Raw genomic sequence first — 21,342 nt, 5'->3', positions numbered from 1 at the left:
GTTCCCAAGCCACGGTATAACATTTAAAGGCTTCTGAATCCTCGCCGTTGTTAAGAATGACATTGTGTATATTTTTCGACCATGTAACAAAGCCCCTTTGTAACAATAATATATAAAAGAAGTCTAAGACTTTTTTAGCAACTCAATTGTTTTCGAAAAGTCCAAAATATACTCTTCTTGCTTCTCTAAATCTTTAATTTTGAGGTTGTTATTTGCTTGTTCTTCATCACCAATAAAAACAATAAATTTGGCATTTTCATTTAAAGCTCTTTGCATTCTTTTTGCCATTTTACCACTTACTTCTATTAAAACAGGTATATTATGCAAGCGTAATTGATCAGCTATTTTTAAAGAATGTGAAATATTATTTTCGCCTATCGGTAATACAAATATCGGAGTTACCGAATCTATATTATATTCCCGCATCAAGGCTATTCGCTCAATTCCTGCTGCAAAACCTATTGCTGGTATTTCATCGTTATTACCCATGATGCGACTAAGCCCATCATAACGCCCGCCGGCAAGAATAGTGGATTGGCTTCCTAGCTTTGTAGTCGTGAATTCAAAAGCGGTATGGCAGTAATAATCAAGTCCTCTAACCAGACGTGCATTTATGGTATATTTCACGCCTAAAATATCGAGATATTTTAATAACTCTTCGAAATATTTTTTTGATTCCTCAGTATAATACTCCGATAAAACAGGGGCATTTGCTACTATCTTTTGATCAACTTCACTTTTAGAATCAAGAATCCGCATCGGGTTTTTAGTTAGCCTTATTTTACTATCTTCTGATAATTCATCCTTAAAATCGTTTAGATATTCTACTAATTTTTGCTGATAAGTAGAACGTGACTGACTGCAACCAAGAGAGTTTAACTCTAAAGTAGTATCGGCTAAAACCTCTAAACTTTGAAGTATATCTACGGCTAGCTTTAAAGTTTCAGCATCAGAAATAGCACCTTTAGCTCCTAAATATTCATAATTTAGCTGGTGGAATTGTCTTTGACGTCCTGCTTGTGGTCTATCATAACGAAAAACAGGACCAGTAGAAAATAATTTGAGAGGTAGTTTATGCTGCAAGCCGTTTGAGATAAAAGCTCTTACAATCCCTGCTGTAAATTCAGGACGTAGAGCTACCGATTCGTCACTTTTATCTAAAAAGCTGTAGATTTCTTTACTAATTACGTCAGAGCTTTCACCCATTGAGCGATTAAAGACTTTGGTATATTCGAGTATTGGCGTGCTCATTTGCTTATAGCCATATAATTCCCCAACCTCTTTTGCTTTTTTGATTATATAGTCATGAACTTTATAATCATCCGGTAAAAGATCTTTCATTCCTCGAAGTGGTTGGAGTTTATCGGTCATTATACTAGTTTTGTTTTTTTGTTATTAACGATGAGAGTCGAGGTCTACTGTGTCACCCCGTGACTCGTTCACGGGGTCCAGAAAAATAATTAAAAATACTACGTATTTTTTACTGGATCCCGTGGACAAGCCACGGGATGAGATAGAAGTAAACTATATTTCTTTCTTCATAAAAAATGATCTAACAATATATAAAACAAATATCGTAACAAACCAAATTAATAAAGCACGTCCTGCAGTATGTAAATTAAATTCACCATCAAATACTTGAATAAATAACAAATATACACATGCACATATAATAAAAGGAGCAATAATATATACCAAAGGACATTTAAAAGGTCTTTGAGCATTAGGTAGTCTTGTTCTAAACAACAACACTATTGTTGCAACAGTTATGTAGTCAATAATTGCTCCCATCGAAGTTAATTGGGTCAATAATTCCGTTGAACAAAATCCTCCAAGAATAGCAGCTAAAGATGCAAATATTATAATTGTAATATATGGGCTATCATATTTAGGATGCAATTTTGCAAAGCTTTTTGGTAGTAACCCATCACGTGCGATAGCGTAAAAAATACGTGAAGTACCATAAATATTCATCATTAACACCGTCATCATACCGCAAACTGCACCGGTTGCAACGATAGCTGAGCCGATTTTACTGTTGTTAATAGTTAAAGCATAAGCAAGAGGTTGATCATTATTTAACTGATCAAAAGGTGCAATACCCGTAACAAGACCTGCCATCCCCACATATACTATAGTAGTTAAAACGAGCGAGCCGATAATACCGATCATTATATCACGCTTTGGGTTTTTACACTCTTCAGCAGCAGTTGCAATTGTTCCAAATCCTGTAAATGCTAAGAATAAAATTGATGCACCGACTAAAACGTTACTAAAACCAAACGGCATAAAATTGCTCCAATTAGTTGCATCAAAATGTGGAGCAGCAGCAATTATAAAGACGAATATCGCCGCCATTTTAATAAATACTAAAATAGCATTTAATTTTTTACTGTCTTTAGTACCTAAAAATAGAATAAACCCAATAAATACCGAAATTAAAAATGCAGGTAAATTTACTATACCGCCATTTGTCGGCACTGTGGTTAAAGCTTTTGGCAATTCAATTCCACCAGCTGCGAGTATCCCTTGTACGTAACCAGACCAACCAGCAGCAACTATTCCTGAAGCAACTCCTAGCTCTAATATTATAACGCTACCGATCATCCAAGCAAATACTTCACCGAATGCAACATAGGAATAAGTATAAATACTACCGGATGTCGGAAGCATAGCAGCAAGCTCAGTGTAAACAAAGGCTACAAAAATACAGGTAATACCGGCAATCGCATAAGATATCATAACAGCAGGACCTGCATATTTAGCGGCAATAATTCCAGTGACAACGAACACGCCAGTACCGATCATAGCACCAAGTCCAAGTAGTATTAGGTCAAATGCTCCAAGGGTCTTACTAAGACCGCTCGAGCTACCTATTTCTTTTACTGATTCAAAACTTTTCTTTCTTAAAAAACTCATTAGTTTCTCCTGTTTTTATTGAGCTTATTTTTTATGAATTATGTATCATACTTAATGTCACCCCGTGGCTTGGGAACTAGGTCCAGAAAAATAATTTAAAATACTACGTATTTTTCACTGGATCCCGTGGACAAGCCACGGGATGACGTTAAAGTTGACTGGATTCCCGCCTACGCAGGAATGACATCCCTAGTAATCCAGCCGCCGCCAAGTACTCTTGTGCCGTCATAAATAACGCATGCTTGTCCAGGGGCAACAGCCTTTTCTTCAGACAAAAACTTTACTTTCATTCTGTCACCCTCAAGCTTACTTATTTCAGCTAAACGAGGGGGTCTTGTTGAGCGGACTTTAACGCTTACTTCCAGCTTCTCGCCATCTTTTAGGCTACCGGCTAGCCAATTCACATCCTTAATTACGAATTCCTGCACGTTTAACGCAGATTCTGGACCTACATATACTATATTACTATTAGGATCAATCTTTATCACATATAAAGGCTCGTGGTAAGATATGCCAAGACCACGTCGTTGTCCTATAGTATAGTTAATTATGCCGCTATGAGTTCCTAACTCAAAACCATTTATATGCAAAATTTTACCGCTTTCGCTTGCGTTAGGACGTATTTTATTTATTACGTTCTTATAATTCCCATCAGGTACAAAGCAAATATCTTGACTGTCAGGCTTATCTGCTACCTCAAGTCCAAATTTACTAGCAAGTTTTCTTGTCTCGTCTTTAGTAAGAGCTCCAAGCGGGAAATCCAAATATTCAAGCTGTTCTTTAGTAGTTGCAAATAAAAAATAACTTTGATCTTTTAAAGGGTCAAGTCCCATATGAAGTTCTGGACCATTATCACCATTTATTTTTCGTACGTAATGACCTGTAACAAGCTTATCAGCTCCAAGTTCTTTAGCAGTTTTGATTAAGTCCCTGAATTTTACGGATTTATTGCATTGTACGCATGGCAAAGGCGTCTCACCTCGCAAATAGCTATCAACAAAATTATCTATTACCGATTCTTTAAATTTACTTTCATAATCAAGCACATAATGAGGCATGCCAAGCTTATTTGCTACCATTTTAGCATCATAAATATCCTGACCTGCACAACAAGCATTTTTCTTAGCCGTAGCCATACCATGATCGTATAATTGCAGGGTAATACCTATTACATTATAGCCTTGCTCGCACAATATTCCAGCAACCACTGAACTATCAACGCCGCCAGACATCGCAACGACTAAAGTAGACTGTCTATCATTTGAGTTAATCATAAGAACTTCTAAACAAACAGCAAATTATACTAGATTTACGATAAATTACAACCAATTATTTATGAAAAATTTAAATTTTAATGTTATTCTCGATTAGGCTGTAAATTACTATCTTTTATTATATTAGAATGCTATAAACATATATTTTTGATAAACTAATAATATGTCGTTGCAATATAAAAAATCCCTTAAAACTTTATGTAAAATAGTTACTGCATTAATATTTATTTATTTGGTGCTGGTTATTTTAGAATATGCCCACCAAGGTTTTATAAATGATTTATCGATGCAAAAAGTGGATTTATCAGTTCAAAATTCTATGAAAGAACCTGTTTATTTAGTTTCTTATGCTGATGGTGCAGAACATATTTATCGTAACCAGAATGCGACAAGTCATTATGCAATCAATAAAGGTATAGATTTTATACTTAATTATAAGAAAAAACATATTGATCAAACATTTATTGAAAAACATCAAGAAATTTTTAATGAAAAAGCAGGAGCGGGTTTATGGTTATGGAAGCCCTATATCATACTTGAAACAATGAAAAATGCTCCCGAGGGAGCTATTATAGTATATTTAGATTCAGCTTTTATTATCAAACAACATATTAGCAATCTGACTAATCTGTTAGGCAATAATGATGTATTACTGGTACATGATCGTGATCGTAAAAACGGCAGTTTTGTAAAAGGTGAAAGCTTTGCCTTGATGAATTGCCTTAATGAAGAATGTAGAAATGATGATCATATTTGGAGTGCTGTTATTGTAGTACGGAACACTGAGCTTGCTCGCTCTTTTATTGAAAAATGGCTGAAAAGTTGTGAGGATATTAGAGTCCTTTCAGGTAAAGATTATAATATTCATCCTAATTATGACGAATATAAATGGCATCACTCAGACCAGTCAGTGCTTAGCCTTGTATATCACCAAAATCCGCAATCAGTTAAAGTAATAGAATATGAAGAAACTATGCCAATTTTAAGTTGGTTTCATCGTAAAAATTCGAATAGTTCGCCGTTAAAAGCTTGGTACAGCATATATGGTATAGATCCAGTAATTAATTTTAATACTAATGGTAAAGCATTGCCGTCTACAGCTCTTATAAATACTTCGCCAATAGTTAAATTACGTAAATGGATTAGTGAAAACTTTTATTAACGAATCAATTTAATATTAGCATCCTTAATTTTCAGTTCTGCCCATATTTTATCAGTAGTGTATATAATCATGTTATGGTACATACCAGTAGCAATACATGCTCTATCACCTAGAGATAAACCATATTGCTTAGTAAAACTTGTTAACTTACCTGCTTCTATTGCAATCTCTTTTGAAAAAGGAATAATTGTTGGAACAATATCAGTAATTATTTTATCAATTTCATGCATTGGAATATTGGTTCTTACAAGAACACTAACAAGCTCACTTAAGTTAACGCTTGATATACTACTATTTGCTATAATCTCTTCTATTAATTTATAACCTGTCTCTTTTTTTAAAAGTGTAATTACTTCTGAAGTATCAAGTAAAATATGTTCTGATTTTAACAATGATTTATTCTTTTGCTGCATCTTCTTTTCTCATAAGCTTTAATTCTTTATTTAGATCAATATTTTTATACTTATCTAATATATTTCGGGCTTTTTCTATATTTGAATGAAAAGTTGATACTATTAATTCTGAATCATTATATTTTATTGTTACCTCATCACCTGTTTTGAGTTTCAACTTTTTTCTAACTTTTATAGGAATTGCAAGTCTACCATTATTATCAATATAACTTTTCTGTACTATCATAAAAATAATTGTTTTCTTAGATTTTACTGTTTTTAATAAAATTAATCAATTAATTAAAATCTTATGTTTTGATAATTACTTATTTTTTCACATCTCGTACTTTAAAGAAGCTATAAGACAAGGTAAGTACTTTTACATCTCTCATTTCAGGATCGTTTTCAAAATCCTTATCTATATAAAACGTGACTGGCATTAAAACTTTCTCGCCGGCTTTTAATAATTGTTCTTCGAAACAAAAACAATGAATCTTTACAAAATATTTTCCTGCTTTATTAGGAGTAACGTTATAAATTGAAGTTCCTATAATATCGTTATCACTTAAATTTTCTGTTTCATAAAAAACTAGAGTATTTTGCCCCGGAACAATCTGGACTCGCTGCTGTCTTGGAATAAAACGCCAAGGTAGATTTTTATCGACATTAGCATCAAACTCAATAATTATAGGTCTAGTTCCTTTGACTTTAGAGTAGATACTTACTGTTTCTCTATTAGTAGTGCCGCCATATCCCGTAACTTTACAAAATAAGTTATAAAGCGGTACGGCAGCAAAGCTAAGTAGTACCATACTAACTATTAGTCCTAGCAAGGAAAACGCTAAGCTTTTATTAGATTTTTTAGACATTATTTGATTTTATTTAAAAATACTCTAGAAATAGTTTATTTTAGAACATATATATGATATTATAAAGAAAATTAATTGGTAAGGTTAGTAATGACTAGTAATATTAATGCATTAGCAATCTCTAGTGAATCTGGCTTTTATAGCTACTTACAGAAAATTAATAAAATTCCTTCGCTAACGCAAGAAGAAGAATTTTTGCTGGCTAAATCTTATTTAGAGCAGAATGATCTGCAAGCTGCACATAAGCTAGTAACTAGCCATCTTAAGTTAGTTGCAAAAATTGCAACTGGTTATAGAACTTATGGTCTTCCTGTTACCGAATTAGTATCGGAAGGTAATATAGGTTTAATGCAAGCAGTGAAAAAATTCAATCCTGAGCTTGGTTTTCGTTTATCAACTTATGCTATGTGGTGGATTAAAGCAGCTATTCAAGAATATATATTAAAATCTTGGTCATTAGTAAAGATGGGTACGACTGCTGCACAGAAAAAATTATTTTTTAGCCTCAGTAAAATTAAAAATAAAATTACTAATTTATATTCAAGAGCTATTACAAGCGATGATTTTGTCCAAATCGCTGATGAATTAGGCGTTTCAGTTAGTGAAGTGTCCGATATGAATATAAGGCTTTCCGGTTCTGATTTATCGTTAAATAATACTATAAATAATGATGATGCAAGTTCAGGCGAGTTGATAGAATTACTGCCTGAAACACGCCCAAGCCCTGAAGCTATAGCCATTAGTAAAGAAGATATGACTCATAAGAGAGCTTTATTATCCAGTGCTATGAAAGTTTTAAATGCCAGAGAATTACGTATTTTAACAGAGCGTAAATTGCAAGATACTCCTAAAACTCTTGATGTTTTAAGTAGTGAATATAATATTTCTAAAGAACGTATTAGACAAATAGAAAATACTGCTTTTGAGAAGATAAAGAAATTTATTTTAAGTAGCGATGCTATTAAAGCTAATTAGATTTTTAATAGGAAAACATAATGGAAGTATTTAATACAAGTGAAGCAAAAAATAAACTTTATGAGCTTATGAATTATGTTTCCGAAGTACATAAACCTATTTATATTAAAGGTAGGAAAAGCAAGGTAGTATTAATTTCAGAAGAAGATTATCGTAATATGGAAGAAACTTTATATTTACTATCTATTCCAAATATGCATAAGTCTATAGTTGAAGGACGAAAAGAACCAATAGAAAAGTGTAGCGATAAACTAGATTGGTAATTTTTTATAAATGTATGTAATTAGTTACACTAAACAAGCACAGAAAGATGCTAAAAAAATAGCACGAGCTGGTTTAAAGAATAATGTAGAACTATTATTAAATATAATCAGTACTGATCCCTGGAAAGCTTACCCTCCATATGAGAAACTCATCGGTGACCTAAGTGGTTGCTATTCAAGAAGAATTAACATTCAGCATAGATTAGTTTACGAAGTTTACAAAGAAGAGAAAATTGTAAAGGTTTTTCGTATGTGGACACATTATGAGTAAATATGAGTGAATTATTAACTAAAAAAATCTCAGCTTTTATTATTACTAAGAATGAAGCTGCAAGGATAGAGCGGGCTATAAATAGCGTAAAAAATATTGCTGATGAGGTGATAGTTGTAGATAGCGAAAGTACTGATAAGACGGTAATAATAGCTGAAAGCTTGGGAGCTAAGGTAGTAGTTAAGCCATGGCTTGGTTATGTAGGGCAGAAATCTTTTGCTGAAACTATATGTAAAAATGATTGGATTCTTAATATTGATGCTGATGAAGAACTTTCTAAAGAGTTGCAAGACGAAATAGAATACATCTTTGCCTCTCAAAATCAAGATCGTTATTTGGCTTATCAAATAAAGCTTTTAATAATGCATCGTAATGATACACGCCCTAGAATTTTTGCCCCTTATAATAAATGCACTAGATTGTATAATAAAAAATTTGCTAGTTTTGCAAATACTATAAATAGCACCACTCATGATTCGGTAGTATTTAATAAGGATGTTGATTTTGCAAATAAAATCTATACATTAAATGAAGCTGCTTATCACTATTCAGGTACTTCGATCGAGCAGCTAGTAGCTAAAGCAAATTTTTATTCCGGTGAGCAAGCAAAGGATTTAATTAAGCAAGGTAAAAAGCCGTCAAATATTCGGATAGCAACCGAAATGATATGGTGGTTTTTCAAAGCATTTTTTATTAGAAGATATTTTGTATTCGGCTTTGATGGTTTTGTAGATTCAATGATTTTTGCTTTTGCAAGATTTTTACGGCTTGCGAAGTTGAGAGAGTTATCACTGCAATGTAATCCCGCAACTCGATCGCAGGATCTCAAGACACAGTTTGTTATACAAGATCCCGTGGACAAGCCACGGGATGACAATATTGTATGACAATTTAGAAAATAAAGAAGTAATTATGAAAGAAAATTTTAACGTTAGTAAATTAAAGAATGGTTTAACGATTTTAACATATAATATGCCTTATGTTAATTCGGTGGCAATAAATTTGATAGCCAAAGTTGGTAGCCGTTATGAAAATCCGGGAGAAGAAGGAATAGCACATTTTCTTGAACATATGGCTTTTAAAGGTACTAAAACCAGAACAGCAAAACAAATAGCTGAAGAGTTTGATTCTATAGGGGGGCATTTTAATGCTTATACCGGTCATGAAAAGACAGTATATTATTCAAGAGTGTTATCTGAAAATTGTAATAAAGCACTAGCAATAATTGCTGATATAGTACAAAATTCTGCTTTTGCTGAAGAAGAAATAGCAAAGGAGTATCAGGTAATTTTGCAAGAAATAGCACATGCTCAAGATAATCCTGATGATTTAGTATATGAAAAGTTTTATAATAGTGTGTTTAAAGATCAGCCACTTGGTAAACCGATACTTGGAACAAGCAAAACTATTGAGACTTTTAATAGGGATCATTTCTTAAAGTTTACAGGTAAACATTATAATGCTGAGAACTTTTATTTATCGATTGCAGGTAATGTTGACCATGAAGAAATAGTAAAAGAAGCAGAACGTTTATTTTCTTCTTTAACACAAGGAGAGAAAAGTAATTTTTCACCTGCAAAATATATAGGCGGTCATAGCTTTATAAATAAAGATTTAGAGCAAACTACTTTAATATTAGGCTTTGAAGGAACATCTTACATTAATTTAGAAAGGCTTTATCAAACTCAGCTACTTGCTATAATATTTGGCGGTGGGATGTCTTCAAGATTATTCCAACATATTCGTGAAAAATTAGGGCTTGCATATGCAGTAGGTAGTTATAATAGCCCATATTTTGATAGCGGAGTATTTACTATTTATGCAAGTACGGCACATGATAAATTAGAGCTATTAGCCGCAGAGCTGAAGAACGAAATAAAGAGAATGGCAGAGCAAGTAAAACAAGAAGAGATCGAAAGAGCTAGAACACAAATCCGCAGTAATTTGCAAATGGCTCAGGAAAAAGTAGCTTATAAATCAGAAGAGATAGGCAAAAATTATGCTGTTTTTGGTAAATATATCTCACCTGAAGAGATTATGGAAATTATCATGAATATAAAAGCTGCGGATATTATACAAACAGCAAACCGAATATTTAGTAGCTCTGCTACATCTGCTGTTATTGGTCCTAATAACCTAAGCGGGTTTTAGTGATTTTGTTACGTAAATACCAAATACGCCATTGCGAGTGGGCATTGTTACGTAGATCGGAAAACGCCCTCGGTGTCATCTAGTTGCTTGACCACGGCATCCAGAAAATAATAAAAAATACTAATTTTATTAGTATTTTTTAGCTGGATCCCGTGAATAAATCACGGGATGACAGGGGAAAATGATCCAAGCAACAATGCCGCCACGGTATAACACCGATCACTTTTTTCGATCTACACAACAATGCCTTGCGAGTGAGCGTGGCAATCTCAGGAGTATCATACTGTTTCATAAGATTGCCATGCTCATTTCATTTACCGAACTCATGACGATTTAGTACGCTTAATACCAAAAAAAATTCATTACCCATAAATCTAGGTTATTAAGCCTTTTACTTGTGAATTCCATAATTTTTGATAAAGCTTACTATTTTTTAACAGCTCTGAGTGGCTACCATCTTCAGTGATACTACCTTTATCAAAAACTAAAATCCTATCCATATTAAGCAGAGTCGATAATCTATGAGCAATAACTATCACAGTTTTATTTTGCATTAAATATTCCATTGATTCTTGAATTAAGCTTTCTGTTTCACTATCTAGGCTACTTGTTGCTTCATCAAGAATTAGGATAGGTGCATTTTTTAAGATAGCCCTTGCTATAATAACTCTCTGACGCTGACCACCTGAGAGGTTGTTACCTCGCTCACCACACATAGTATCATACCCTTCAGGTAACTTACTAATCACCTCATGTATATGAGCGGCTTTTGCTGCTTCAACTACCTCTTCAAATGATGCTTCTTTACGACCATATCTAATATTTTCTAAAATAGTACGATGGAAAAGTATCGGCTCTTGCGGGATAAGGCTAATAGCTTTTCTTAAAGAATCTTGCGTTACATTTTTGATATTTTGACCATCAATTAAAATCATGCCATCTTCGATGTCATGTAATCTGGTAATTAAGCTAATGAAAGTTGTTTTACCTGATCCAGAAAACCCAACTAATCCTACTTTCTGCTTACTCGGAATTAATACTGATTTATTACGGAATAAGTTATTATTATGATGGTAATTAAATGTAACATTTTTAAATTCAATAATGCCATCTTTTATATCTAAAGGAGAGGCGTTTTCTATATCGGTTATAATATGTGGTCCCATTAGCGATAGACCTTGATTAAATGCTCCCACCTGTTCAAACATATCACCGATTTCTTGGGTTAAATCCCAAATATTATCCGATACGTTTATGCACAAGGTTAACACTAGCACACAATCACCTATGGTTATAGCTAGCTCACTACGAAGTGTTGAGAGGTAGTAAATCATGACAAAAATCATTATCGAGCAAGAAGTACCAAGAGCGTAACGAAGTTTGAACATAAAAAACTGCATAGTTTGCTCATCAGCTACAGCATTTTCTACCCTTGTTTCTAAATGTTGACGCTCGAATTTATGGGAGGTGAACATTCTAACAGCATTGATATTGCTGATTGCATCAACAATACTACCAACAACAAGCGATTGGCTTCGTGCATAATTTAGCGAATATCTATTAATGTTACCTGAAAATAAAACGCTAAGCCCTAAGAAAACTGTAATCCATATAATAAATATGGTGGCAAAAATATAATGTACCGAATATAAAGCAACTAGTGCAAAAGCAATAATTGCTAGCTTGCGGAGAATTTTCTCACCAAATATCGAAATTATCATTTCAAATGATATAGCAGTCTCAGTAATTCTATTGCTAATATGCCCTGCTAGATTGTCTTGAAAGAATTTATGGCTGTGATACTGGGTATAATTATAAAGCTCATTTAATATCTTTCCTTTAATAACCGGCATGGTTTTTAAATATAAATAATCGTATGAGCGGTAAGCGATATTAATTCCCTCCCACCAAAGAGCGTAAAATACTGCCCAATAAATCATTGAAGATAAAAGATTATGTGCATTATCGTCACTAAATGACTCAATTAAATCGATAATCTTTTGCAATAATATACTATCAACTGCCGGAATCATACCAAATATGATACAACTAGCAGTTAATAAGAGAATTTTAACTTTATCGAATTTTAAAAAATAAATACCTAAACTAAGCGTCGATTTGGATAAAGTAGGATATTTTATCACTATAATGTTACCTCATATTTTAAGAAAGCAGTGTATTTAACTTAATTTTTTTGTAAAAATATATCTAAAACTATTAAATATATTGAAAAGTCTTGCTTCTTGTATTAAATAGTGTTACAAAAATCAGAAAATAAACTCAAAATCATTGAGAAATGCAAGAAAAAGAATTATCTAATAATTTTTTAGAAGAACAAAAAGACATGAAAGATGATAATTCTCCATTCTTCGATGTAAAATATATTTGCCAAGCAAGCCTGTTAATTACTGATTCTATCCGTAAAGGATATGATGTTACGCAATTGCCAAACGGTGATGTTAATGTTACAGAAATAAGAATAGTAAATGTTCATTATAATTGGAACTCCGAAAAAGGAAAATTTGTTAAAACTAATCAGATAGAATTTGATAATAGCAAAGGCGGCTAATTAAATCAAATACAGAAATTTATTAGTTATGGTTTTGTAATATATGGAATTTGATCAAGTATTATTATCAAGAATTCAGTTTGCTTTTACCATAAGCTTTCATATCATATTTCCCGCATTTACTATAGGTCTTGCAAGCTTTCTGGCAGTCATTGAGGGGTTATGGTTAAAAACAGGAAAAACTGTTTACCAGGAAATATATAAATTCTGGGTAAAGATTTTTGCAGTTACTTTCGGTATGGGCGTAGTTTCTGGCGTCGTAATGTCCTATCAATTTGGTACTAATTGGTCAAATTTTTCTGATAAGGTCGGCAACGTACTTGGTCCATTACTCGGCTTTGAAGTTTTTACCGCTTTCTTTTTAGAATCCTCCTTTCTCGGCATCATGTTATTTGGCTTTAATAAAGTCAGCAAAAAAGTACATTTTATTTCTACTTTAATAGTTGCTATTGGCACTGTTATTTCAGCTTTTTGGATACTTTCAGCTATTAGCTGGATGCACACCCCTACCAGCTTTGAAATTAGGGATGATGGGCTTTTTTATCCTTTAAATTGGCTTGAGATTATCTTCAATCCTTCTTTCCCATATCGTTTTCTTCACATGCTTACGGCAGCTTATCTAACCACTTCGTTTGTTATTGGCGGTGTAGGAAGTTTTTATTTACTAAATAACCGCTATAAAGAACATGCTAAAATTATGCTTTTTATGGCAGTATTAATGGCATTATTTGTTGCTCCTGTTCAAGTATTTATTGGTGATCAGCATGGCTTAAATACTCTTAAATATCAGCCTGTTAAAGTTTCAGCTATGGAAGGAATTTGGGATACAGAAAAAGGGGCAGCTTTAAATATTATTGGCTTTCCGGACAAAGAAGAAGAAAAAACAAAATATGCTCTCCAGATACCATATGCTAGTAGCTTAATCTTAACTCATAGCTTGGATGGTGAAATAAAAGGACTAAAAGAATGGTCAAGAGACGAACGTCCACCGGTTGCTACAGTATTTTATAGCTTTCGTATCATGGTCGGGATTGGTTTTTTAATGGTATTTACTGGCATCGCCGGATTATATCTTTATTTAAAGAAAAGATTATATAATGCTAAATGGTTTCAATATTGGTATATGTTAATGTCACCATCAGGCTTTATTGCAGTTTTAGCCGGCTGGTTTGTCACTGAAGTAGGCAGACAACCTTATATTGTCTATAATATTTTAAGAACTGCCGATATGGCATCACCAGTGCTAGGCAAATATGTGTTTATTTCTTTGATGGCTTTTATAGTAGTATATATGATTGTTTTCGGGGCAGGAATGTATTACATATTACGCCTAATCAAACAAGGAATAAAAGCCATAGATAATTCAGAAACATACGGAAAACTTGGCTTAAATAATCCTTTCTAAATTTCTACTTTCAGCTTTTTTCACTTCTGCTTTTTTTAAGATATTAGCCTCGATCATAAGCCATTTTAAGCGGTCTTCATAAGTGTTTCGCTCTTCCCCTCGTTAAAATTCATACTTTTAAATACCACTTATTTGTTGGACTCCTCTATTTCTCTTTTCAGCTTTTCTATTTCTTCTGTTGAAAGTTTAGTATACTTAATTATTTTTTCTATAGGTTCATTATATATTAGCATTTCTTTTGCTATCTCAGCAGCTTTTTTCATTTCTGTTTTTTTTAAGGTATTAGCCTCGATCATAAGCCATTTTAAGCGATCTTCATAAGTATTTCGCTCTTCCTCGTTAAAATTCATAACCTCAAGTACCGTTAAGGCTTTCTTTAAAACTTTATTATCTAGTTTTTTTGGCAGCTTATCTTTGTTTAATAAATCATGGCGAGTTAAAAAAGCTAGCCATATATCAAGAGAATCTTTAACCTTTTTTACTATATCTGTTAGCTCTTCTTTAGCATTAGTAAATTTATTTAGTTCTATTGTATGTAACTCTATATCTTCAAAATATACTAAGCCGGTTACTCTATCTCTTAACTCAAAGGCACTATGATAGTTTGCAGTATCTAGTAAAATTTAGTATATGAATACCTATTGTTTTATTTAATTTTGAATAGTCATCACCGGCTTTTAATTGTTCTGCATATAATTTAGACCAATAATATAAGGCTCTTTTATCATAATCAGCTTCATCGGTCACCTGTATTTCGATATTAAACATTTTACCAGCTTCACTTTTAGCCTTTACATCGAGAATAGATAATTTATCTGCTGCAAAATTTTTCGGATTATATGGATTAAGAAGCGTTACTTCTACAATTTGATCTTTTTCACTAACTATAGAATTAATAAGCGATATTAATAAATCCTTATTCTCCTCCACTCCGAAGATCTTTTTAAATGCTAAATCTACTCTTGGATTAACTTTGTACATATCTCTTTTATTATTCTATTTAATATTTTTATTATATCATTTTCTGAACTAAATATCCATAATAGTTAACTCATAATAGTGAGTCGCAAATAAGCAACGATATCTTAGCTTATCATAATTATATTCCGAATAAATCCAATATTTAAGGATTATACTCCTAGGTTCTATGAAGATTTCTAATATGAATTGTTTAAAGAAAATAATTAATCTTATTGATGTATACCTTTAATACTTCAAGATTTGGCAAGCCAAATTTCGGGATTCGTCTTTGCTCACGTAGTTTATCTACGTTCCGCAGACTCACCGCTTATTTGACTTACCAACTTTTGAAGTATTTGCGGTATATGTGCTTCTTTTTCAAAAAACTTTAGATAATAATGAACATCTAAGGTGAAAAGCAGGTTTACCTTAGATAAAGTTATTTAATTCCAAATAAAATTAAAGCATATTTTATAAAACTTCAGACAAGATAAATTTCAAGATAAGTCTACACAGCGTAAATTCACTTGTATCAAACTTTATAAAATATGCCGTACCATACCGGTTAATGGTTCTGTGTACAAAGTTTAAATTACTCAAATTAACCACCAAAGAGCATAACGTTGGTGGCCGGGGAGTTAGAAGAACCGTCACAGAACAGTTATAACAGCCTTTAGGTTTAAAACCTTGTACATAGCTACTATCTCCCCAACCATGACAAAGTTGAGGAGCATTTTTAAATGGATGATGCTAACCATCTGTGATCAAGGGCTTCTATACCCAAGGATAGCATTACTGCTATCCTTGCAAAGGATTTTAGCTAGCTTTTCTAAAATGTCAACTATATTTTCTATTAATAATAGAAAATATAAATTATTTTTTAATTAGCTACTTATTTGCAAATAGAAAATATATTTTTGGTAAATGAAGAGTTAATAGACGAGGTTTAATTACTCGTCTATTACTACTAAGACTGATATACTAGAGTGACGGAAGATTTTAGAGGCATTAGGACCAAGCATATAATCTCTTAGCTGCGGTCTAACTGCTGAGATTATTATTAAATCAGCTTTGATATCATTGGAACGCTTAATTATTTCATCGTAAACAGCACCGCTACCTATGTAATAATCAGCTTCAATTTCATCTGGTACATATTGTTTTATAAGCTCTTTTACTTGAGTTTGATATTTTGCTTTTTTTTCTGCAATCCAATTTTTAGGTAAATAATCTTCGACCATTTTCATACCAAAATCAGAAATCACATATATAAAATGTAGCTTTGCTTGAGAAGCTGTTGCAAACATTAAAGCTTTAGAAAGAAGAGCTTTCACAGACTTTTTATCTGCTAAGTCTATAGGTATAAGTATATTTTTAAACATGGTATTTCTATATAATACTCTAATAAATAGTTATTCTCTATTTCTGACCGAATCATGTTTTGGTAAAACAAAGTTTTGAGTATCGGCAAAATAGTTAATGTTAATATTGTTCAATAAATAATTAGAAAGTTTAAAACTTGCAACATTTCTATGAAAAGCACCAATAAATTTATCTAGCATATTAGAATCTACATCATTTCTAGTTACTAAAATTGCTGATACTTTTACAGTTGTTTGATCATCTGTAATACCTGGATATAAGCCTTTATGAAGCTCCGCTTTGCGAAAAGCTCTATTTTGTTGTATTAACTCTGCTATTTTATCGTTTTCAATTGAAACAAAATCAATTTCACATCTATTAGCAATTAAATTCACTAAAGGATTTGGATGTCCAACCATCATGATTATAGCATCTATTTCTTTTTGGCAGAATTTATCGATAGAATCTTCATAATTAATATCAGTATTTATTGGTTCTTTAGCAAATTTATATAGAGAACACATTGCATCATAAGTAATATTGCTGCTGGAATATTCTGGACCACTAGTTATTCTTTTTCCATCAATATCAGCAAAAAACTTTATCTTATCCTCATCTTTTACGATAACTGTAAAAAATTCATCATGTAAATTTAATAGCTGACGTAGATTTTGCATTTTTCCTTTATCGCTATAATAACCTATTCCATCATATGCTTCTACTGCAATATTTGCCTGCACTAAAGCTAAATCGATTTTACCTTGTTGCAATAATTTTAAATTTTCAATACTACCGTTTGTTGCTACAACTTCGCATACTATATTTTCATTATTTTTTTCATCTCCTATAATTGTTTTGCATAAATCAAGACCTATAGAATAATAACCTTGCAAAATAGAGCCAGTACCAATCTTAAAAACTTTTTGCTTTTGATCAGCATAAATATTACTACATGTAAGAATTATACTAAAAACAAAGCTATATAATATTAATTTAAGGTTATTCATATAATTAATTCGCATGATTTTCAGGCTGCTGTTCTTCTTTACTATCCCCAAGTTTTAACTCAAGTAAATTAATAGAGCCGATATTTATTCCTTTTTCAGAAAATTCAACATCAAACTTAGCTTTTTCTATATTAGAATAATCAGGATTTAAGTTATCTGATTCTTTAACTACAGCTTCATCGGAAGCTTTATTAACTGCTTTAGCAATAACTGTTTTAATAAACTTTTTAGAAAACATAATATTATTAGGTAATAACTTATCAATAATAGAGTGATAATTTTCAAGCTCAAACGATAACTTACCTTGCGGTAATTTATTAGCAAAAAATTGTAAAGCACCATTTAGATTGATTTTAGAGTTATGATCACAGCTAAAAACAAACTTTTCTATGTTAAAATTTTGTAAAATAGCAGAATTTTCACCATCTGGGGTAAATTTTAATAAAGCCGCAATATCTAAAGTAGCATTTTTAAAATTAGCTATATTCTTTTCAGAATCATAATTCATATTTAAAATCAATGAAATATCTTCGCTATCTGCTAGATTTTTCTTAGAAATAAAGAAAGCTAAATAATTAATTTTAAAAATCTCTTCATCATCTTTAAATATTAATAATGATTTATTATTAAGCTGAATCGATTTTATTACTTCTTTTAGATCATCATCTTTCGATATTTTATATAAAGGTTTATTAAATTTCCCTATTCCTTTTATATCCTCTTTACTACGCATATCATAGGTGAATGTTTTATCGCCGTAATTATCTACTTCTTTAATAAATGGTCCAAAATTTAAAGTAGCTTTTTTAGTACTAAACTTAATATTTAAAACAATATTCTCGCTTGAAAGCTCTTTAGAATTTACATGATCTATTAATTTTACTTTTGGATCTGTTATAGTAATTTTCCAGTGAAACGGATATCCTGAAAATTTAACTGTATTATAGGATATTTTAAGGTTATCCGATTCAGAATTTTTAATTAAATTTATTACATTGTTTTTCAAAGTATAAGCAGCAGCAAACCACACTATAGTAAAGGCTAAGAAAACAAAAATAAGTATTTTACGTATCACTTTTTTAATCCATCATTTTATGTTACGAGTAGCAGAAGGGAGACGTACTTTTATACCGTCTAATTTTTCAGTTAAAATAATCTGACACCCTAATCTAGAAGTATCCGTAAGACCAAAGGCTAAGTCAAGCATATCTTCTTCTTCTTCCTTAGGTTTTTCTAATTTGTTGTAAAATTCTTCCTCTAAAATAACATGACAAGTAGCACAGGCAAGAGAACCTTCACAAGCACCCTCAAGATCTATGCTATTACTATGAGCAACTTCTAAAATAGAAAGCCCTAGCGGTGCTTCTATTATTTTCTCTTCCCCATTATTTATAACAAATGTAACTTTTATTGTTTTTGACATTATCCTCTTTCTTCCTTATTTGATTTGATTGATATTTTTACCTTTCAACAAATCACTAATTACTATATTAATCTTCGTATTTAAAGATTTTTTTGTTTTAGATTTAAAATCTTTAACAGCATTATTAATTAAAGCACGATCTCGTGCATCTATTGCATGCTTTATGTTATTTAATAAACTACTGATTATATGCTTTTCGTTTTCTGATAGCAAATCTACTAATTCTTTAATAGCATGTTCTATATTAAAAATCAAAGATTCAGCTTCAATAACTGTTTCTTGTAATAATCTTGCAGCATGATCTAGTTTAGCATTTTTATAAGCATTTTCTAAAACCTTATCAACTTCACTTGTATCAATCCCGTAATCTGGCTTCACTTCTACGATATGTGAGGTATTACTTATTTTTTCGTAAGCAGAAACAGATAATATACCATCAGCATCAATAGAAAAAGTAACTTCCGCTCTAATACTTCCTGCTTTCATGGGAGGAAGTCCCTTTAGCTCAAACCTAGCCAAAGTACGGCAGTCTGCTACCATTTCACGTTCACCTTGTAGTATATGAAATTGTATGCCGGTTTGATTATCAGCATAAGTTGTGAATTCTTTTACCACAGAAATAGGGATCGGAGTATTTCGCATGATAATTTTTTCAACGATGCCGCCATACAATTCCATACCTAAAGATAAAGGTACTACATCAATCAATAATGAATCGATGTTCGGTGTTGTTAGATTCTCTGCTTGCAGTGCAGCCCCGTATACAATAGCTTTATCAGGATCAATATCTGAAAGAATATTTACTTTAAAAGCTTTATATAATTCCTCCTTAATTAATGTAATATGAGTTACACCACCTACTAAAATAATGCCATCTATGTTCGGATTTCCTGCTATTTCCAAGCATTCTTTGGCTATATTGATTGTACGACCTATTATAGGGGTAATTAACTGTTCAAATGTTTGTTTATCAAGCGATATATTATTGAACTCAAAATTATCTTGGTTCAATAATGCTTCTTTTGCCTTTTTAGCAAGCCGCAGAGTATCTAAATTATCAAGTAAACTAAATTTATTACAAAAATAATCAGCAATAATTTTATCTATATCATCGCCACCAAGCATATTATCGCCACTTGTTGCTATAACCTGAAAAACACCCTCTGTAATATTTAGAATTGATACGTCAAAAGTACCACCACCTAAATCATATACAAGATAACAACCTGTTTGGTTTTTATTTAATCCGTAAGCATAAGCAGCTGCAGTAGGCTCTGCAATCAGCCTTAGAACCTCTAAACCTGCAAGCCTTGCTGCAAGCATCACCTGCCCTCTTGCCGCATCATTAAAATGAGCTGGAACAGTAATAACGGCTTGAGTTACTTCAGTTGTAAGCTCTTTTTCTGCCTGTTGTTTTAGATATATAAAAACTTCTGCTGCAATTTCAGCAATCCGCATTTGCTTATTGGCAAAATTTAATTTAACTTCTTGGCTTTGCAGATCTATATAATCTTTAACTAAAGAAAAAAGAGCAGGAGTATTTAGAATTTCATTTAATGTTTTACCGAATAACCTTTTAATTGAACGTAAACCTTTATTACTACCTACTGTAATATTGTTATTCGTAAATTCTATAGTAGTTGGGATTAATTCTTTATTATCTTCAGTTTGTATAATTTTAACTTTTCTACCAACTGAAATAGCTATTAGCGAGTTAGTAGTACCAAAATCTATACCCACAGCTATTTTAACTTCTTGTTTAGATTCTGCTTGCCCTGGTTCTCTAATTTCTATTATTTGCATAATTTCATTTTTTCCTGAAGCTTACTCAGCAATGTATGAATATATTTAAGTTTACTAGTTTTGATAGTCGCATCTGATAAATCTTGCTTTTTGAAAGACTCAGCTAAAAAATTTACTTCTGCTTTCTCCATTAATTCATATTTACTTTTTATTTCTTCTAAACTTTTATATGAGCTAGTATTTTCTATAAGCTCCATTTCATCCCAGAATATACTTAACTCAAGAGCAGAAAGCTTACTGCGTACTTTCTCATCATTTAAGTTTACACCATATAAAAGCAGCATATATTCAGCACGCTTTAAACTATCTTTAAGCGTATAATAAGCTTTATTTAGGTTTGATGCTATAATAAGATTTTGCTCTTTTTCTTGCAAATTTTTGGCTTTATCAGGATGATATTTTATCTGCATAGCAAAATATTGCTTTTCTAATATCTTCAAATCAATATTATAAATTTGCTCTAACCCTAATAATTCAAAATAATTTTGCACTTTATTCGTAACTCATAAACTGCTTTATCATATATTAGAAATATAA

At 31.8% G+C, this 21,342-nt stretch carries 23 protein-coding genes and 1 pseudogene; 8 read left to right on the top strand and 16 right to left on the bottom strand.

All coding sequences use genetic code 11. The features are described 5' to 3' along the window. Positions 1-123: 123 nt before the first annotated feature. The 3 genes from hisS to mnmA all read right to left on the bottom strand — a co-directional run bounded on the left by hisS (position 124) and on the right by mnmA (position 4,193). Positions 124-1,371, bottom strand: coding sequence for a histidine--tRNA ligase (gene hisS, locus RBE_RS02785; RefSeq protein ID WP_011477205.1), 1,248 nt, complete (start codon positions 1,369-1,371; stop codon positions 124-126). Positions 1,372-1,524: 153 nt separating this feature from the next. Then, the gene (locus tag RBE_RS02780; RefSeq protein WP_011477204.1) at positions 1,525-2,919 is read right to left on the bottom strand and encodes an amino acid permease; all 1,395 of its coding nucleotides are present in this window, start codon (positions 2,917-2,919) and stop codon (positions 1,525-1,527) included. Between the two features lie 170 nt (positions 2,920-3,089). Beyond that, on the bottom strand, positions 3,090-4,193 hold the full coding sequence (mnmA, locus tag RBE_RS02775) for a tRNA 2-thiouridine(34) synthase MnmA (RefSeq protein WP_011477203.1): 1,104 nt from the start codon (positions 4,191-4,193) through the stop codon (positions 3,090-3,092). Positions 4,194-4,356: 163 nt separating this feature from the next. On the opposite strand from mnmA, the gene RBE_RS02770 reads away from it, so the two are divergent. Then, on the top strand, positions 4,357-5,355 hold the full coding sequence (locus RBE_RS02770) for a hypothetical protein (RefSeq protein ID WP_011477202.1): 999 nt from the start codon (positions 4,357-4,359) through the stop codon (positions 5,353-5,355). Here RBE_RS02770 and RBE_RS02765 read toward each other — a convergent pair. From RBE_RS02765 to RBE_RS02755, 3 genes are all read right to left on the bottom strand, one after another. Beyond that, positions 5,352-5,768: a type II toxin-antitoxin system VapC family toxin gene (locus tag RBE_RS02765; protein ID WP_011477201.1), complete on the bottom strand. Its 417-nt coding sequence runs from the start codon at positions 5,766-5,768 to the stop codon at positions 5,352-5,354. The genes RBE_RS02770 and RBE_RS02765 overlap by 4 nt on opposite strands. Further along, positions 5,752-5,994 carry an AbrB/MazE/SpoVT family DNA-binding domain-containing protein gene (locus RBE_RS02760; RefSeq protein ID WP_011477200.1) on the bottom strand — a complete coding sequence of 81 codons (243 nt, stop codon included), beginning with the start codon at positions 5,992-5,994 and terminating at the stop codon, positions 5,752-5,754. Before RBE_RS02760 ends, RBE_RS02765 begins: the two co-directional genes overlap by 17 nt. A gap of 79 nt (positions 5,995-6,073) precedes the next feature. Beyond that, positions 6,074-6,616 (bottom strand): cytochrome c oxidase assembly protein, encoded by a 543-nt coding sequence (locus RBE_RS02755; protein ID WP_011477199.1) that lies wholly within the window; start codon positions 6,614-6,616, stop codon positions 6,074-6,076. A gap of 90 nt (positions 6,617-6,706) precedes the next feature. Between RBE_RS02755 and rpoH the strand changes: the two genes are divergently transcribed. The 5 genes from rpoH to RBE_RS02730 are packed head-to-tail and all read left to right on the top strand — an operon-like array spanning position 6,707 to position 10,276. Further along, complete coding sequence (gene rpoH, locus RBE_RS02750; protein WP_011477198.1) at positions 6,707-7,591, top strand: RNA polymerase sigma factor RpoH; 885 nt, start codon at positions 6,707-6,709, stop codon at positions 7,589-7,591. A gap of 20 nt (positions 7,592-7,611) precedes the next feature. Further along, positions 7,612-7,854, top strand: coding sequence for a type II toxin-antitoxin system Phd/YefM family antitoxin (locus RBE_RS02745; protein WP_011477197.1), 243 nt, complete (start codon positions 7,612-7,614; stop codon positions 7,852-7,854). A 10-nt stretch (positions 7,855-7,864) separates the two neighbouring features. Further along, positions 7,865-8,125 carry a Txe/YoeB family addiction module toxin gene (locus RBE_RS02740; protein ID WP_011477196.1) on the top strand — a complete coding sequence of 87 codons (261 nt, stop codon included), beginning with the start codon at positions 7,865-7,867 and terminating at the stop codon, positions 8,123-8,125. A 2-nt stretch (positions 8,126-8,127) separates the two neighbouring features. Further along, positions 8,128-9,012, top strand: coding sequence for a glycosyltransferase family 2 protein (locus RBE_RS02735; RefSeq protein WP_011477195.1), 885 nt, complete (start codon positions 8,128-8,130; stop codon positions 9,010-9,012). 25 nt (positions 9,013-9,037) lie between these two features. Then, positions 9,038-10,276 (top strand): M16 family metallopeptidase, encoded by a 1,239-nt coding sequence (locus RBE_RS02730; protein ID WP_011477194.1) that lies wholly within the window; start codon positions 9,038-9,040, stop codon positions 10,274-10,276. A 374-nt stretch (positions 10,277-10,650) separates the two neighbouring features. Here RBE_RS02730 and RBE_RS02725 read toward each other — a convergent pair whose 3' ends face one another. Further along, complete coding sequence (locus RBE_RS02725) at positions 10,651-12,420, bottom strand: ABC transporter ATP-binding protein (RefSeq protein WP_011477193.1); 1,770 nt, start codon at positions 12,418-12,420, stop codon at positions 10,651-10,653. 152 nt (positions 12,421-12,572) lie between these two features. On the opposite strand from RBE_RS02725, the gene RBE_RS02720 reads away from it, so the two are divergent. Continuing rightward, positions 12,573-12,845: a DUF2671 domain-containing protein gene (locus tag RBE_RS02720; RefSeq protein WP_011477192.1), complete on the top strand. Its 273-nt coding sequence runs from the start codon at positions 12,573-12,575 to the stop codon at positions 12,843-12,845. A 43-nt stretch (positions 12,846-12,888) separates the two neighbouring features. Then, complete coding sequence (locus tag RBE_RS02715) at positions 12,889-14,250, top strand: cytochrome ubiquinol oxidase subunit I (RefSeq protein WP_011477191.1); 1,362 nt, start codon at positions 12,889-12,891, stop codon at positions 14,248-14,250. 128 nt (positions 14,251-14,378) lie between these two features. Here the strand turns inward: RBE_RS02715 and RBE_RS09465 are convergent, their stop codons facing one another. The 9 genes and pseudogenes from RBE_RS09465 to hscB form a co-directional block, all read right to left on the bottom strand. After that, the gene (locus tag RBE_RS09465) at positions 14,379-14,873 is read right to left on the bottom strand and encodes a PD-(D/E)XK nuclease family transposase (protein WP_266105178.1); all 495 of its coding nucleotides are present in this window, start codon (positions 14,871-14,873) and stop codon (positions 14,379-14,381) included. Beyond that, on the bottom strand, positions 14,845-15,231 hold the full coding sequence (locus RBE_RS09460; RefSeq protein WP_011477190.1) for an Rpn family recombination-promoting nuclease/putative transposase: 387 nt from the start codon (positions 15,229-15,231) through the stop codon (positions 14,845-14,847). Before RBE_RS09460 ends, RBE_RS09465 begins: the two co-directional genes overlap by 29 nt. Before the next feature lie 217 nt (positions 15,232-15,448). Further along, positions 15,449-15,579, bottom strand: a pseudogene (locus RBE_RS09690) (palindromic element RPE5 domain-containing protein); the annotation flags it as partial. 581 nt (positions 15,580-16,160) lie between these two features. Next, a complete protein-coding gene (locus tag RBE_RS02695) occupies positions 16,161-16,592 on the bottom strand; it encodes a universal stress protein (protein ID WP_011477189.1) in 432 nt (143 codons plus the stop codon). Between the two features lie 30 nt (positions 16,593-16,622). Next, on the bottom strand, positions 16,623-17,579 hold the full coding sequence (locus RBE_RS02690) for a TAXI family TRAP transporter solute-binding subunit (protein WP_041804812.1): 957 nt from the start codon (positions 17,577-17,579) through the stop codon (positions 16,623-16,625). A gap of 4 nt (positions 17,580-17,583) precedes the next feature. Further along, positions 17,584-18,654 (bottom strand): RP198 family tick cell line-upregulated protein, encoded by a 1,071-nt coding sequence (locus tag RBE_RS02685; RefSeq protein ID WP_011477187.1) that lies wholly within the window; start codon positions 18,652-18,654, stop codon positions 17,584-17,586. Positions 18,655-18,666: 12 nt separating this feature from the next. Further along, positions 18,667-19,002 carry a ferredoxin family 2Fe-2S iron-sulfur cluster binding protein gene (locus tag RBE_RS02680; protein ID WP_011477186.1) on the bottom strand — a complete coding sequence of 112 codons (336 nt, stop codon included), beginning with the start codon at positions 19,000-19,002 and terminating at the stop codon, positions 18,667-18,669. 15 nt (positions 19,003-19,017) lie between these two features. Next, positions 19,018-20,805 carry a Fe-S protein assembly chaperone HscA gene (gene hscA / locus RBE_RS02675; RefSeq protein WP_011477185.1) on the bottom strand — a complete coding sequence of 596 codons (1,788 nt, stop codon included), beginning with the start codon at positions 20,803-20,805 and terminating at the stop codon, positions 19,018-19,020. Then, entirely contained in the window at positions 20,796-21,296 is a 501-nt protein-coding gene (gene hscB, locus RBE_RS02670; RefSeq protein WP_011477184.1) for a Fe-S protein assembly co-chaperone HscB, read from the bottom strand. Before hscB ends, hscA begins: the two co-directional genes overlap by 10 nt. Positions 21,297-21,342: the final 46 nt, after the last annotated feature.

Origin of the sequence: Rickettsia bellii RML369-C (genome assembly GCF_000012385.1) — a bacterium.
In the GTDB taxonomy this organism is placed as follows: domain Bacteria; phylum Pseudomonadota; class Alphaproteobacteria; order Rickettsiales; family Rickettsiaceae; genus Rickettsia; species Rickettsia bellii.
Note: the sequence above shows the minus strand (reverse complement) of the source record. Positions and strands in the feature narration are given on the sequence as shown.